The sequence below is a fragment of the Halomarina oriensis genome, from assembly GCF_009791395.1.
Taxonomy (GTDB): Archaea; Halobacteriota; Halobacteria; order Halobacteriales; family Haloarculaceae; genus Halomarina; species Halomarina oriensis.
The window spans coordinates 1-13,280 of sequence record NZ_WSZK01000040.1; the positions used below are offsets into that span (position 1 = coordinate 1).

Annotated in this window: 9 protein-coding genes and 2 pseudogenes; 2 read left to right on the top strand and 9 right to left on the bottom strand. The window is 66.1% G+C overall.

The annotated features are described in order from the left end of the window. Both GQS65_RS20215 and GQS65_RS20220 read left to right on the top strand, forming a co-directional pair. Nucleotides 1–1,213, top strand: a pseudogene (locus GQS65_RS20215) (cbb3-type cytochrome c oxidase subunit I); the annotation flags it as partial. Between the two features lie 597 nt (nt 1,214–1,810). Next, complete coding sequence (locus GQS65_RS20220; protein ID WP_368280383.1) at nt 1,811–2,089, top strand: DUF7520 family protein; 279 nt, start codon at nt 1,811–1,813, stop codon at nt 2,087–2,089. Nucleotides 2,090–2,142: 53 nt separating this feature from the next. Here the strand turns inward: GQS65_RS20220 and GQS65_RS20225 are convergent, their stop codons facing one another. The 9 genes and pseudogenes from GQS65_RS20225 to GQS65_RS20265 all read right to left on the bottom strand — a co-directional run bounded on the left by GQS65_RS20225 (nt 2,143) and on the right by GQS65_RS20265 (nt 13,210). Beyond that, a complete protein-coding gene (locus GQS65_RS20225; RefSeq protein WP_158206433.1) occupies nt 2,143–2,853 on the bottom strand; it encodes a thioredoxin domain-containing protein in 711 nt (236 codons plus the stop codon). Continuing rightward, nucleotides 2,850–3,587 carry an ATP-binding cassette domain-containing protein gene (locus GQS65_RS20230; RefSeq protein WP_368280385.1) on the bottom strand — a complete coding sequence of 246 codons (738 nt, stop codon included), beginning with the start codon at nt 3,585–3,587 and terminating at the stop codon, nt 2,850–2,852. The genes GQS65_RS20225 and GQS65_RS20230 overlap by 4 nt, the downstream gene beginning before the upstream one ends. A 77-nt stretch (nt 3,588–3,664) precedes the next feature. Then, nucleotides 3,665–4,519 (bottom strand): ABC transporter ATP-binding protein, encoded by an 855-nt coding sequence (locus tag GQS65_RS20235; RefSeq protein WP_158206434.1) that lies wholly within the window; start codon nt 4,517–4,519, stop codon nt 3,665–3,667. Further along, entirely contained in the window at nt 4,519–5,718 is a 1,200-nt protein-coding gene (locus GQS65_RS20240) for a branched-chain amino acid ABC transporter permease (RefSeq protein WP_158206435.1), read from the bottom strand. The genes GQS65_RS20235 and GQS65_RS20240 overlap by 1 nt, the downstream gene beginning before the upstream one ends. Then, nucleotides 5,715–6,695: an ABC transporter permease subunit gene (locus GQS65_RS20245; RefSeq protein WP_368280386.1), complete on the bottom strand. Its 981-nt coding sequence runs from the start codon at nt 6,693–6,695 to the stop codon at nt 5,715–5,717. The genes GQS65_RS20240 and GQS65_RS20245 overlap by 4 nt, the downstream gene beginning before the upstream one ends. 85 nt (nt 6,696–6,780) lie before the next feature. Beyond that, nucleotides 6,781–8,188 (bottom strand): annotated as a pseudogene (locus GQS65_RS20250) (substrate-binding protein). A 253-nt stretch (nt 8,189–8,441) separates the two neighbouring features. Beyond that, nucleotides 8,442–10,433, bottom strand: a complete 1,992-nt coding sequence (gene acs, locus GQS65_RS20255) for an acetate--CoA ligase (RefSeq protein ID WP_158206436.1) — start codon at nt 10,431–10,433, stop codon at nt 8,442–8,444. A gap of 116 nt (nt 10,434–10,549) precedes the next feature. After that, nucleotides 10,550–12,250 (bottom strand): acyl-CoA mutase large subunit family protein, encoded by a 1,701-nt coding sequence (locus tag GQS65_RS20260; protein ID WP_158206437.1) that lies wholly within the window; start codon nt 12,248–12,250, stop codon nt 10,550–10,552. A 108-nt stretch (nt 12,251–12,358) separates the two neighbouring features. Then, entirely contained in the window at nt 12,359–13,210 is an 852-nt protein-coding gene (locus GQS65_RS20265; RefSeq protein WP_233265221.1) for an ABC transporter permease, read from the bottom strand. Between the last annotated feature and the right edge of the window lie 70 nt (nt 13,211–13,280).

Genomic DNA, 13,280 nt, shown 5'->3' on the forward strand with positions numbered 1-13,280 from the left:
ATCTACTCGGGGCATCGCCACGAACGCTCGGGGCCCATCAACTTCATCGTCACCATTCTTCACCGGAGCGTGGGCGACGGCATCGACTTGGGCCAATCTCGATCATCTTCGTCGTGGACGATGCTCACCCAGTCGGCCATTCATCCTGTTCGCGTTCCCGCTGCTCGGGAGCGCACTCATCATGCTCCTGCTCGACCGGAACTTCGGGACGACGTTCTTCACCGTCGAGGGAGGGTCGCCCATCCTCTGGCAACACCTGTTCTGGTTCTTCGGCCACCCCGAGGTGTACATCCTCGTGTTACCGCCGATGGGGCTGGTCAGTTACATCCTCCCGCGGTTCTCGGGGCGGAAGCTGTTCGGCTTCAAGTTCGTCGTCTACTCGACGCTCGCCATCGGCGTGCTGAGCTTCGGCGTCTGGGCCCACCACATGTTCTCGACGGGTATCGACCCGCGTATCCGCGCGTCGTTCATGGCCGTCTCGATGGCGATCGCGATACCATCCGCCGTCAAGACGTTCAACTGGATCACGACGATGTGGAACGGCAGACTGCGCCTCACCGCGCCGATGCTGTTCTGCATCGGGTTCATCAGTAACTTCATCATCGGTGGCGTGACCGGCGTCTTCCTCGCCGCCATCCCCATCGACCTCGTGCTCCACGACACCTACTACGTCGTGGGTCACTTCCACTACATCGTCATGGGGGCCATCGCGTTCGCCGTGTTCGCCGGCCTCTACTACTGGTACCCCATCTTCACCGGGCGGATGTACCAGCGCAGTCTCGCCAAGTGGCACTTCTGGACGACGATGATCGGCACGAATCTGACGTTCTTCGCCATGTTGCTGCTGGGCTACAACGAGATGCCCCGCCGCTACGCGACGTACGTCTTCAACGGCAACATCGCGCCGCTGGAGACGGTGACCGTCCTCCACCAGGCCGCGACGGTCGGCGCGTTCATCCTCGCGTTCGGCCAGATCATCTGGCTCGTCAACTTCGTCCAGTCGTGGTACGAGGGCCCCGTCGTGGACGGCGACCCGTGGGACCTCCGCGAGACGTCGCTCTACGGTCGTGAGTTCGAGTGGCACCACCGCCGCCTCCAGACCGCCGTGACGGACGGTGGGGAGGACGACGAGGAAGTCGCGACCGACGGTGGCGTCGAGACGGTCGACGAGGTGTCGGCCGACGACAGCCCGGACACCGAGTCCGACCAGTAGCCCGTTCGACTCCGCTCTGCGAACCGCTTCTCGTCGTTTCCGACCCACCAGCGGCCGCGCTCGTCGGCGGTGTCGCCGCTCGGCGGTAGGGCGGCGGTGAGGAGGTGGGCGAATACGCCGACTCAGGTGCGGTCGGCGTCGACGGTGAGGTGGAGTTCGACCTGTCCGCTGTCCCCGAGCCTCACTCCGTCGTACCAGACCGCGTAGTTCGTCGGCCAGTCCGACGTCGAGACGGACGACGGCGGTCTTCTCGTGGGTCTCGGCGTCGGATTCGAAACGCGAAGCGACGCACTCCGTCGGAACGTCGAGCAGGTCGCTCACGTCCGCGGCGACGGTCTTTGCGAGGGCAGCCAGTTCGTCGTCGACGTCGTGGACCGTCGTCACGACGTCGGTCGTCACGACCGGTCGGGCGGGCGGCCGGCCCATCAAGCCACGGCCCGCCTCAGGCGATGGTGTTGAGAACGAGGACGATACCCGTCACGAACATCAGTGCCGCGACGGCGGCGAGGACGAGCAACAGTAGTTCCTTCTCCTCCATGCGTGGGGTTGGGGAGGACGAGTCAAAAGCGTAATCGTGTGGCCGTCCGTACGTCGCCCGTGAGCAGTCCCACCAGACAGCTTCGTGGTCGCTGGTTCGTCCTGACGCTCTACGTGGCCGTCGTCTCCATCGCCGGGTTGATGGGTGCGCTCATCGCGTGGTTTCGGCCGAACCCCGAGGAACTGAACCCACAGCTGTTCGGGGTCATCGACCTCCCCTCGAACGCGCTCGGGATGGCACTGTACGGCTCTATCACGCTCGCGGTGCTCTTTGGCGTCCTCCTCGGTGCGATAATCTTCGTCTCGAATCGCTACGACGACAACGCCGTCGGTCGGTGAGGCCGACCGCTGCAGCGGGCGAGCACGGGACCCCCGGCGGGCCGACGACCCACTCAGTCGAACGCTCGGTCGCAGGCGGCGGTGACCTGTTCGGGGACGAACCGGCCGGTGAGCGTCTCGACGCCGTCGCCGTCGGCGAACACCACCAGTGCGGGGGCGACGTTCACGTCCGCTCGCCGCCGGAACGCCGGACACGCGACGCCGTCGACACCGCCGACGGCGACGCCGTCGGGAATCGCGTCCAGGACCGCGTCGAGGTCACTCTTGACGGCACGACACGGTTCGCAGTGGTGTTTCCACACCGTGACGACCGCTCGGTCGTGCTCGGCGAGGAACGCCTCGTAGCTCTCGTCGTCCAGCCGTTCGACCCCGTCGGGAACCGGCGAGTCCGGCGAGAGGTCCTCGACCATCGTCGCCATCCGGGCCAGTTCCCCACGGGTGTACGAGCCGTCGAGTTCGGACTTGACGGCGAGGTAGGTGACGAGGTGTGTGCGAGTGACGCCCTCCTGTTCGATGCGCTCGGCGGCCGCCTCGGGTGGAAGGTCGAACACCTCCGCGACGGTCCGTTCGAACAGTTCCTCGGAGGCGTCGCCGTAGGTGTCGTGGTAGACGTCGTGAGTGGCGTCGTAGCCCTCACTACAGACGAGCGTCCCGTCCGCTCGTTCGCGCACCACCCCCTCGTCGACGAGGGTGTCGAGTAGGCGTTCGGCGTCGGTCGGTCCCGCGTCCGTGTCGGCGGTCGTCGGGGAGTCGTCGCCGCTCATACGCCGAGATACCGCTGGCGAGTCTCTTCGTCGTTGCGGAGTTCCTCGGCGGTCCCCTCGAAGACGACGGAGCCCTGGTCGACGACGTAACAGCGGTCGGCGACGTTCATCGCGGCGACGGCGTTCTGTTCGACCAGTAACACGGTCGTCCCGTCCTCTCGGATGCGCTCGATGGCGGCCTCGACCGACTGGATGATCTGTGGCGCGAGGCCCTCGTACGGTTCGTCGAGCATCAGCAGGTCCGGGTTCTGCTTCAGCGCGCGGGCGATGGCGAGCATCTGCTGTTCGCCACCCGAGAGCGTCCCGCCCTTCTGAGAGAGGCGCTCTTCGAGACGAGGGAACACCTCGTAGAGGTCCTCGTCGGGCATCTGCTCGCGGTCGAACGAGATGTTCCGACCGAGGACGTTCGAGCGGTTCCTGACGACCTCCGCGACGTGGATGTTCTCCTCGACGGTGAGGTCGGGGAAGATACGTCGCTCCTCGGGCACCAGCGAGATGCCCCGGACCGCGACGTCCTCGGTCGCCATGTGCGTGATCTCGTGGCCGTAGAACCGAATCTGCCCGGCACGGACCTCCGGTTCGGCCGTGCTGGCGATAGAACGGAGCGTCGTCGTCTTCCCCGCCCCGTTCCGACCGAGGAGGGCGCAGATCTCTCCCTCCTCGACGTGCAACGAGAGGTCACGCAGGATGTGGCTCTCCCCGTAGTAGGCGTCGATGGCGTCGACTTCGAGGATGCTCTGACCGACCGTCGAGCGGTCGCTCGTGTCCGTCGTCTCCCGGTCGACCTCGGTGGCCGTCTCGTCGCTCTGGCTCACAGTTCGACACCTCCGAGATACGCGTCCTGCACGTCCGGGTTCTCGCGTATCTCCTCCGGTGGCCCCTCCGCGATGACGCTCCCTCGGTTGAGCACGACGATACGGTCGGAGACGCGGAAGACGATCTCCATGTCGTGTTCGACGAGGAGGAAGGTCAGCCCACGCTCCTCTTTGACCTCCTCGATGAGGTCGACGGTCGCGTGCGTCTCCTCCGGGGACATCCCGGCGGTCGGTTCGTCCATGAGCAGCATGTCGGGGTCGGCGGCGAGGGCGATGCCGATCTCCAGGCGGCGTTTGTCGCCGTACGGGAGGTCCTCGGCGGGGCTCTCTCGCTGGTCCCAGAGGCCGACCGCTTCGAGCGTCTCGCGGGCGACGCCCTCGACCTCCGAGAACCGGTCGCGGTGTCGGAAGAAGTTGAACCGGAACGAGCCGTGTTCGGCCGCGAGTGCGGCGACACGGGCGTTCTGCCGGACCGTCAGTGTCGGGAAGATGGAGGCCTGCTGGAACGACTTGCTCATCCCGCGCTGGACGACCTCGTGGGGGTTCAACCCGAGGATGGACTGGCCCTTGAACCGGATGTCGCCCTCGGTGGGGTCCAGTCGGCGCGTGATGAGGTTGATGATGGTCGACTTCCCCGCACCGTTCGGGCCGATGAGACTGACACGTTCGCCCTGTTCGATGTCGAGGTTCACGTCGTCGGTCGCCGTCAGCCCGCCGAACCGTTTGACCAGACCGTCGGTCTGGAGGAGCGGGCCGTCGTACTCCTCGGGAGGAGCGGTGGCCTCGCTTCGGTCGGTGTCGCTCGCGTCCGTAGTCCGCTCTTCGGACTCGGTCGCGTCGGTGCTCGCCATCAGCGGTCACCTCCGAACCGCGACCCGATGCGACTGCCGATGGACTGGAGACCGCCCCAGATGCCGCCCCGTGGGATGAACACGACGACGAGGACGAACAGGAGGCCGAGGATGAGATGCCAGTAGGGGGCGGGACTCGCCCACTCCGGCAGGACCACGGCCTGTGCGCCGGGGAACAGTTTGTCGATCTGGGTGAACAGCACCACCTCGCTCATCCCCTGGACGATGTTGGAGATGTAGAGGTAGAGCGCCGCGCCGATTGGACCGCCGAACAGCGACCCGACGCCGCCGATGACGCTCATGATGACGACCTCGCCGCTGGTCGTCCAGAACAGCGACTCGACGGGCACGCGCGCCTGCTGGATGGCGAACAGCGACCCTGCCAGCCCCGCGATAGCGCCCGAGAGGACGAACGACATCAGCTTGTACCGCCAGACGTTGAGACCGACGAACTCCGCGCGCTGTTCGTTCTCGCGGATGGCGCGGAACACCATCCCGTACGGCGAGTTGAGCACGCGGTAGGCGAACGCGACGGTGACGACCATGGCGATGCCGATGAGCATGTACATCCAGGTGTCGACGAACATCGTGATGACCGGGACGCCCGCGTCGAGCGGGATGAACCCGAGCAGCGGTTCGATGGTCGACCCGCCGATGCCGAGACCGTTGTCCCCGCCCGTGAGGTTCGACAGCGGCTGGAGCGCGACGTAGAACAGCATCTGTGCGAACGCCAGCGTGAGGATGGCGAAGTAGATGCCCCCACGGCGCAGCGAGAGGAAGCCGAGCACCCACGCCAGCAGGACGGCGAACGTCGTGCCGACCAGAATCATGGCGATGGGCGACCCCGAGACGTGGATGGCGAACACCCCGGCGGCGTACGCGCCACCGCCCCAGAACGCGGCGTGGCCGAACGAGAGCAGGCCGGTGTACCCGTGGAGCAGGTCGAAACCGATGACGAAGATGCCCCAGATGAGCATCAGTTCCGCCAGCGACTGGTAGCCCTGGAGAATCTCGCTGACGACCGGGGCGCGGGCGAACAGGTACGGGAACAGCAGGACGGCGACGACGGTCCCGAGGATGACGAACGACTCGCGTTCCTTGACCGACCGCCAGCGCGTCAGCAGGTCACCGCCGGCCAGTCCAGTGCCGGTTTCGTCGACGGTTCCCGTGTCGTCGGCGCGACGGGTCTCGTCGCTCATGCGGCCACCTCCTGGCCGAGCAGGCCCTGTGGCCGAACGAGCAGGACGACGGCCGCGACGGCGTAGATGCCGACCTGCGCCCACTCGGAGAACCCGAACTGGACCAGGCCGGCCTGTATCAACCCGAACGAGAGGCCGGCGATGACCGCCCCGCGTATCGACCCGACACCGCCGACGACGACGGTCAGGAACGCCGGGACGAGGATGGTCGCCCCGTAGTCGGGGTTGAAGTTCACCAGGGGGCCGCCGACGAGGCCGGCGACACCCGCCAGCGCCGCGCCGATACCGAAGACGACGAGGTACGGCCGCGACAGTTTCACGCCGAGCAGTTCGACCATCTCGGCGTCGACGGTTCCCGCCCGGACGGTCAACCCGAAGTCGGTGTACTCGATGAGCACGAAGACGATGCCGACGAGGACGGCCGTGAGCAGGATGATGACGATACGCCACGTCGAGACGGCGTTGATACCGAGCGCCGTCAGCGCGTCACCGAGCACCGGCACTCCGGTCGCGGACCCTCGTGCCCACGGCGGTTGGTCGATGGACCGACTCGCCCCGCCGAACAGGACGCGGAACAGTTCGGTGAGGATGAGTGCGATGCCGTAGGTCAGCAGTATCTGGTCGGTGTCCGGCCGGTCGTAGAACGGCCGTGCGACGAACCGTTCCATCAGGACGCCGATGACGAAGACGACCAGCGGGACGACGACGAGGGCCGCGAGGTAGCCGAACCCGAGGCCGATGTCACCGAACCCCCACTCGGCTAGCTTGCCGCCGAAACTGGGGTCCTGTGCGATGATGAGGCCGAGGTACGCACCGATGATGTAGAGCGCCCCGTGAGCGAAGTTGACGAACTTCAGTGTCCCGAGGATGATGGAGAGGCCGACGGCGAGCAGGATGTAGATAGCGCCCGCCTGGAGGCCGTTGATGAGGAGTCGGGCGATCGCGCCGGTCGTCTGGAGAGCGACGGCGTCGGGTATCACAGATCGGTCCTCCGCGTTCCGGTGTCTTGCGAGTGTAAGTTGTCGTAATGCATTGTGGAAATACCGTGTGTCGAGCGCCGCGTCACTCGTCGCCGTACGGCCCGAGTTCGCACTCCGCGGCCGGCCCTTCGTCACAGCCGTACCAGAGGTCGTCTCTGCTGGTCACGTTGACGATCTCGAAGTACGACCCCTGCTCCTGTTCCTCGCCCGGCAGTCCGCGAACGACCGGCACGTCACGGATGGCCTGGTGGTCACAGGCGCGCATCGTCTCCGCACCCATCCCGATGTTGTCGTACTCGTAGTCCTCCAGTTGGCGGATGACCTCCGGCGGGTAGAACGTCCCCGCCCGCTCGACGGCCGCCGCGTACTGGAGCGTCTGTGCGTACGCGAGTTGCGCCGGCCCGGACGGAATCCGGTCGTACTCCTCCTGGAACACCTCCGTGAACTGGTTCGACGCCTCGTTGTCGATCTGTGAGTCCCACGCGGCGGTCCCGAACACGCCGGAGATAGCGTCGCCCGCCGCCTCGGCCATCGGTCGGTTGTACAGCGGGACGAGCAGCGTCATGCTGTCTTTCAACCCGGCGTCGACGGCCTGCTGGAGCGACGTCGCCCCGTCGAGACCGTAGTGGTTCAAGATGAGGACGTCCGCCCCGGAGTTGGCCGCCTCCGAGAGGAACGAGGAGTAGTCGTCCGTACCGAGCGGCGTCGGGACGCTGTCGACCTGCTCCCACCCCGCGATTTCGGTGAGGAACTGGTTCATCGACTCCTGTTGGGTCTGTCCCCACGAGTAGTCGGCGTACAGCTGGTAGAAGCTGTTGTCCTCGCCGTACTCCTCGGCGACCACGGGTGCGAGCGCCTGCCCGGTGGTGTAGGCGTTGAACATCTCGCGGAAGCCGTAGCGTCGACACTCGACGCCGGTCGTCTCGTTCGAGTGGGTGAGACAGCACATGTACAGCACCTTGCTGTCCTGTGCGACCTGCTGCTGGGCGATGGCCGTCGCACTCGACGAGCCACCGGAGAACATGATGACGCCGTCCCGGTCGACCATCTGGTTCGCCGAGTTCGTCGCCTGCGAGGGGTCGGTCGCGGTGTCGCCTTCGACGTAGTCGATCTGATAGTCGAGCACCCCGTCCCCCGAGAGGTCGTCGAACTGGGAGTCGACCCAGCCACCGCCCTCGTTGAGATGCTTCGCGGCGAGTTCGTACGCGCGGAGTTCGTCCTCCCCTTCCGAGGAGTACGGGCCCGTCGTCGGAACGTTGAACCCGAACACCGCCGCGTCACCCTCGATGGGGAAGTTCCCGAGCGAGGGGTAGTCACCACCGCCACCCCCCCGACCCGTTGCCGGACCCGTTACCACCGCCACCACCGCCGCCGCCGCCGGCGGTGTCCTCGGTCGTACAGCCAGCCAACCCAACGAGACCTGCCGTTCCTGCCGCCCCCGCGCCTCTCAGCACGTCTCGACGCGTAGGGCCGTTGTTACCGCTTGCCATGCTATGAGATAGCTGTTGCGAACAACATTAACTGTTATGATGTTTTCGGCCGTTAAACGGTAAGCAAGTTCCCGCTAACGTCGGGCAATTTTAACACATACCGGCAGATTCATTACTGACCTGCTGCCCGAATGGTATCGGTTCGGGTCTCGGCGGGACCCACGGAACGGGCTTCTCGGGGGAGTGAGACACCCGAACGTCTCGCTCGTTGAGCGGCCGACTCCCGAGAAAGGAAGAAAACTCCGTGCCGGTTTCAGTCCGCCTTCACCTGGTCTCGGATGCGTTCGGGCACCGAGGGGTCACGGAGCGTCGTCGTGTCGCCGAGGTCCTTGTCGTTCGAGATGTTCTCCAGCAGACGGCGCATTATCTTCCCGGAGCGGGTCTTGGGCAGGTCGTCGACGAAGACGACGTTCGCTGGCCGCGCGAACTTCCCGATCTCGTCTTCGACCGCGCCGACGATGCGCTGGCGCACCTCGTCGGACTCCTCGACACCCTCACGCAGGATGACGTAGACGTCGGGCACCTCGCCCTTCTCGGTGTGGTCGCGCGAGACGACGGCCGCCTCGGCGACGTCCTGGACCTCGGAGACCGCCGATTCGAGCTCCATCGTCCCGAGGCGGTGTCCGGCGACGTTCATCACGTCGTCGAGCCGGCCGAGGATACGGAAGTAGCCGTCACGTTCGTGGACGGCACCGTCGCCGGCCTTGTAGTTCCAGTCGGTCCAGTCGTCGCTGTCGGTGTCCGAGAAGTCCTCCCAGTACTCGGAGATGAACCGCTCGTCGTTCCCGTAGACGGTCTGGAGCATCCCCGGCCACGGCTTCTTGATGATGAGGTTGCCCGCTCGACCCGACGCCGGTTCGAGTTCCTCGCCGTCGTCGTCGAGCAACGCCGGTTCGATACCCGGCGCGGGGAGTCCCGCACTCCCCGGCTTCATGTCTTCGAGCGCCGGCAGGTTCGTGATGAGGTGCCCGCCGGTCTCGGTCTGCCACCACGTGTCGACGATGACGGCGTCCTCGCCCCCGATGTGTTTGTAGTACCAGAGCCACGCTTCGGGCTGGATGGGTTCGCCCACCGTCGTCATGTGCCGGAAGTCGAAGTCGTAGCCCTCGACGTACTCCGCGCCCCACTTCATGAACTGCCGGACCGCGGTCGGCGAGGTGTGGAAGATGTCCACGTCGTACTTCTCCGCGATCTCCCAGGTGCGACTCTTGTGGGGATGGTCCGGTGCGCCCTCGTACATCACGCTGGTCGTCCCGAGCGCGAGCGGTCCGTAGACGATGTAGCTGTGGCCCGTAATCCAGCCGATGTCCGCGGCACACCAGTAGGTGTCTTCGGGTTCGATGTCGAGCACGTACTTCGAGGTGCCCGCGGCGTACGAGAGGTAGCCGCCGGTACGATGCTGACAGCCCTTCGGTTCGCCCGTAGTCCCCGAGGTGTACATCAGGAACAACGGGTCCTCGGCGTCACGCGACACCGGGTCGACGCGTTCTCGACGGTGGTCGTCGAGCAGGTCGGCGACCATCGTGTAGTCGTCGCTCACGTCGACCGAGTCGTCGACCTCGTCGTGACGCGTCCACACGAGCACCTCGGGGTCGCGGTCGGCTTCCGCCATCGCGGCGTCGGCCTTCTGGACGTGGTCGAGCAGTTCGCCGCGCCGGTAGTAGCCGTCGATGGTGACGACGTAGTCCGAGTCGGCGCTGTCGACCCGTTCGGCGAGTGCGGTCGCGGAGAACCCCGCGAACACCACCGAGTGGGGTGCGCCGAGACGGGCACACGCCAGCATCGTGACGGGCAACGCGGGGACCATCGGCAGGTGGAGCGTCACCACGTCGTCCTCCTCGACACCGATAGAGCGCAGGGCGGCGGCCATCTCGTTGACCTCCCGGTAGAGGTCCCGATACGAGATGTTGCGCTGCTCGCCGTCCTCGCCCTCCCAGAGCAGGGCGGTCTGGTTCTTTCGCTCGTCGAGGTGGCGGTCGACACAGTTGTACGAGGCGTTCAGTTCGCCGCCCGTGAACCACTCGTAGAACGGCGGGTTCGAGGCGTCGAGCACCTGGTCCCACGTCTCGTCCCAGTCGAGCAGGTTCGCGTACTCCTCGAAGCCGTCGGGGAACTCCTCGAAGCGGTCGTAGATGGCCGGGTCAGAGACGTTCGCCTGACCGACGAACTTCGCCGGTGGTCGGAAGTACTCCTGTTCGCGTAGTCGGGCCTCCAGTTCGACGTCCTCTTCTCCCGAATCACTCATAAACTGCTGTCACCATGCCTCATGTTTTCCCCCGACGTAATAGCGTTAACCCGAGTACGGACGGGGCAGAACAGTGTTCGGGTGGCGGCGAGAACTGCGCGCTGCCGTTCGACGACTCAGGCCAGTCCGACCGTCTCGGTGTAGCTGCCGTGTTCGGCCTCGAACACGTCCATGATTTCGCCCATCGTCGCGTACGCCTTCACCGCGTCGACGACGTACGGCATCGTGTTCTCGCCGGCCGTGATGGCCTCCGAGAGGGCGTCGAGGGTCGCTTCGACTTCGTCGTCGTCCCGTTCTGCCTTGACGCGTTCGAGCCGTTCGAGTTGACGGTCACGCACCTCGTCGGAGACGTGGAGCAGTTCGGTGTCGTCTTCCTCGTCGCTGACGTACTTGTTGACACCCACGACGGTCTCTTTCCCCTCGTCGACCCGACGCTGGTACTCGAAGGCGGAGTCCTGAATCTCGCGGTGGAAGTAGCCCTCCTGGATGCCCGTGAAGATGCCCTGGAGGATGGAGCCGTCGCCCATCTCGTCGATCTCGGTGATGTACGCCATCGCCTCGGCCTCCATCTCGTCGGTGAGTTTCTCGACGGCGTAGCTCCCGCCGAGCGGGTCGACGGTGTCGGCGAGCCCCGACTCCTCGGCGATGATCTGCTGGGTCCGCAGGGCGATGCGGACGGCCTCCTCGCTGGGCAGTGCGAGCGCCTCGTCGTAGCTGTTCGTGTGGAGGCTCTGGGTGCCGCCCATGACGGCGGCGGCGGCCTGCAACGTCACGCGGATGACGTTGTTCAGCGGTTGCTGGGCGGTCAGCGACTGCCCGGCCGTCTGGGTGTGGAACTTCAGGCGCTTGGACTCGGGTTTCTCCGCGTCGAAGCGTTCGTCCATCACCCGCGAGTAGATGCGCCGGGCGGCGCGGAACTTCGCCACCTCCTCCAACACGGAGTTGTGCGAGTTGAAGAAAAAGGAGAACAGCGGCGCGACGTCGTCGATGTCCAGTCCACGCTCCAGTGCGGCCTCGGCGTAGCCGAAGCCGTCGGCGAGCGTGAAGGCGAGTTCCTGTGCGGCCGTCGACCCGGCCTCGCGGATGTGGTACCCCGAGATGGACACCGGGTAGAACTTCGGCGTCTGCTCGACGGCGAACTCGACGGTGTCGGTGACGACGTCGACGGAGGGTTCGGGCGGGATGACCCACTCCTTCTGCGCGATGAACTCCTTGAGCATGTCGTTCTGGAGCGTGCCCCGAATCCGCTCGCGTGGCACGTCCTGCTGGTCGGCGAGCGCGACATACATCGCGTAGATGACGGCGGCGCTCGGGTTGATGGTGAACGAGGTGGACACCTCGCCGATGTCGATGCCGTCGAACAGCACCTCCATGTCCGCGAGCGTGTCCACGGCGACGCCCTCCTTGCCGACCTCGCCGAGACTCATCGGGTCGTCGGAGTCCAGTCCCATCAGCGAGGGCATGTCGAACGCCGTCGACAGTCCCGTCTGTCCCTCGTCGATGAGGTAGTGGAACCGTTCGTTGGTCTCTTCGGCGGTGCCGAAGCCGGCGAACTGCCGCATCGTCCACGTCCGCCCGCGGTACATCGTCGGGTAGGGGCCACGGGTGTACGGCTCCTCGCCGGGGAACCCGAGGTCCTCGTCGTAGTCGACGTCGGCTACGTCGTTCGGGGTGTAGAGGCGGTCGACCTCGTGGTTCGAGACGGTGGCGAAGCGGTCCTTCCGTTCGCCGTAGGCGTCGAGCACCGGGTCGAGCGTCTCCTCAGCCCACTCCTCGCGCCCCTCGCGGATGGTGCGAAGGTCGTCATCGTCGAACATACGCCGCGTTCGGCGGGGCCGAGCAAGAAGGTTCGCGTTTTCCGAACCGGGTACCGTCCCGGCCGCTGGGCCGGTCGGGCAGGGCTACCGCGGGTCGGTGAGCGTCGGTCAGTAGTGGCCCAGCACGCCCCGTGCTCGGGCGACGCGACTCATCTTCGAGAAGACGAGGTAGCCGACCAGCAGGTAGCCGACGCCAGTCCCCACGAGGACCGCGAGGTCGGCGGCTGGGAACTCCCAGAGCCTGACGCCCTCGCCCATCGCCCGCTGGAGGAGCGCACTCCCCTGCGTCATCGGCAGGTAGCGCAGGGCCGGGGCCGCCGAGACGGGCGCGGCGATGAGGCCGATGAGCACGAACTGCACTAGCTGGAAGATGCTCTCGATGCGCTTGTAGACCAGCGCCAGTCCACCGAAGACGAAGCCGATGCCGACGGCGGGTGCGAGCGTCAGCACGACGAGCGGAACGACCGTCACCGGGTCGAGCGAGAGCGTCGTCCCCGTCGTCAGGAGCATCGACGCGAGGATGACGACGCCGAACAGGAACGCCTCGAGGACGCTCACCACCGTCTTGACGACGATGACCGTCCCGAAGCCGTACGGCGACATGTACAGCTGTTCGAGCGTCCCCCACTGCGCCTCGCGCATCAGCGCCCACGACAGCCCGGCGTACGCGCCGATGGCCATGCTCCAGAGCATGTACCCGACGATGATGCCCGACAGCGAGTCGCTGAGCGCCGTCGGCGCGAGCGCCTGCCCGCCGAAGAACAGCACCGCGAAGAAGAGGTAGACGCCCACCAGTTGCGAGACGGTGTTGAGCGGGTAGCGTCGCAACAGGAGGAGCTTCTTGTACCCGACGACGCGCACCAGCGTGAGCAGTCCCGCCCGTTCCCCCCGCTCCCGGTCGACGTCGGTGCTCCTCGGTTCGGTCCGCTCCCGACCGTCCGTCTCGGTCGGCGTGCTCATCGCTCACCCCCGACGAGTTCGAGGAACGCGTCTTCGAGGTCCAGCGAGGTCGACTCGACGCGTTCGGGGG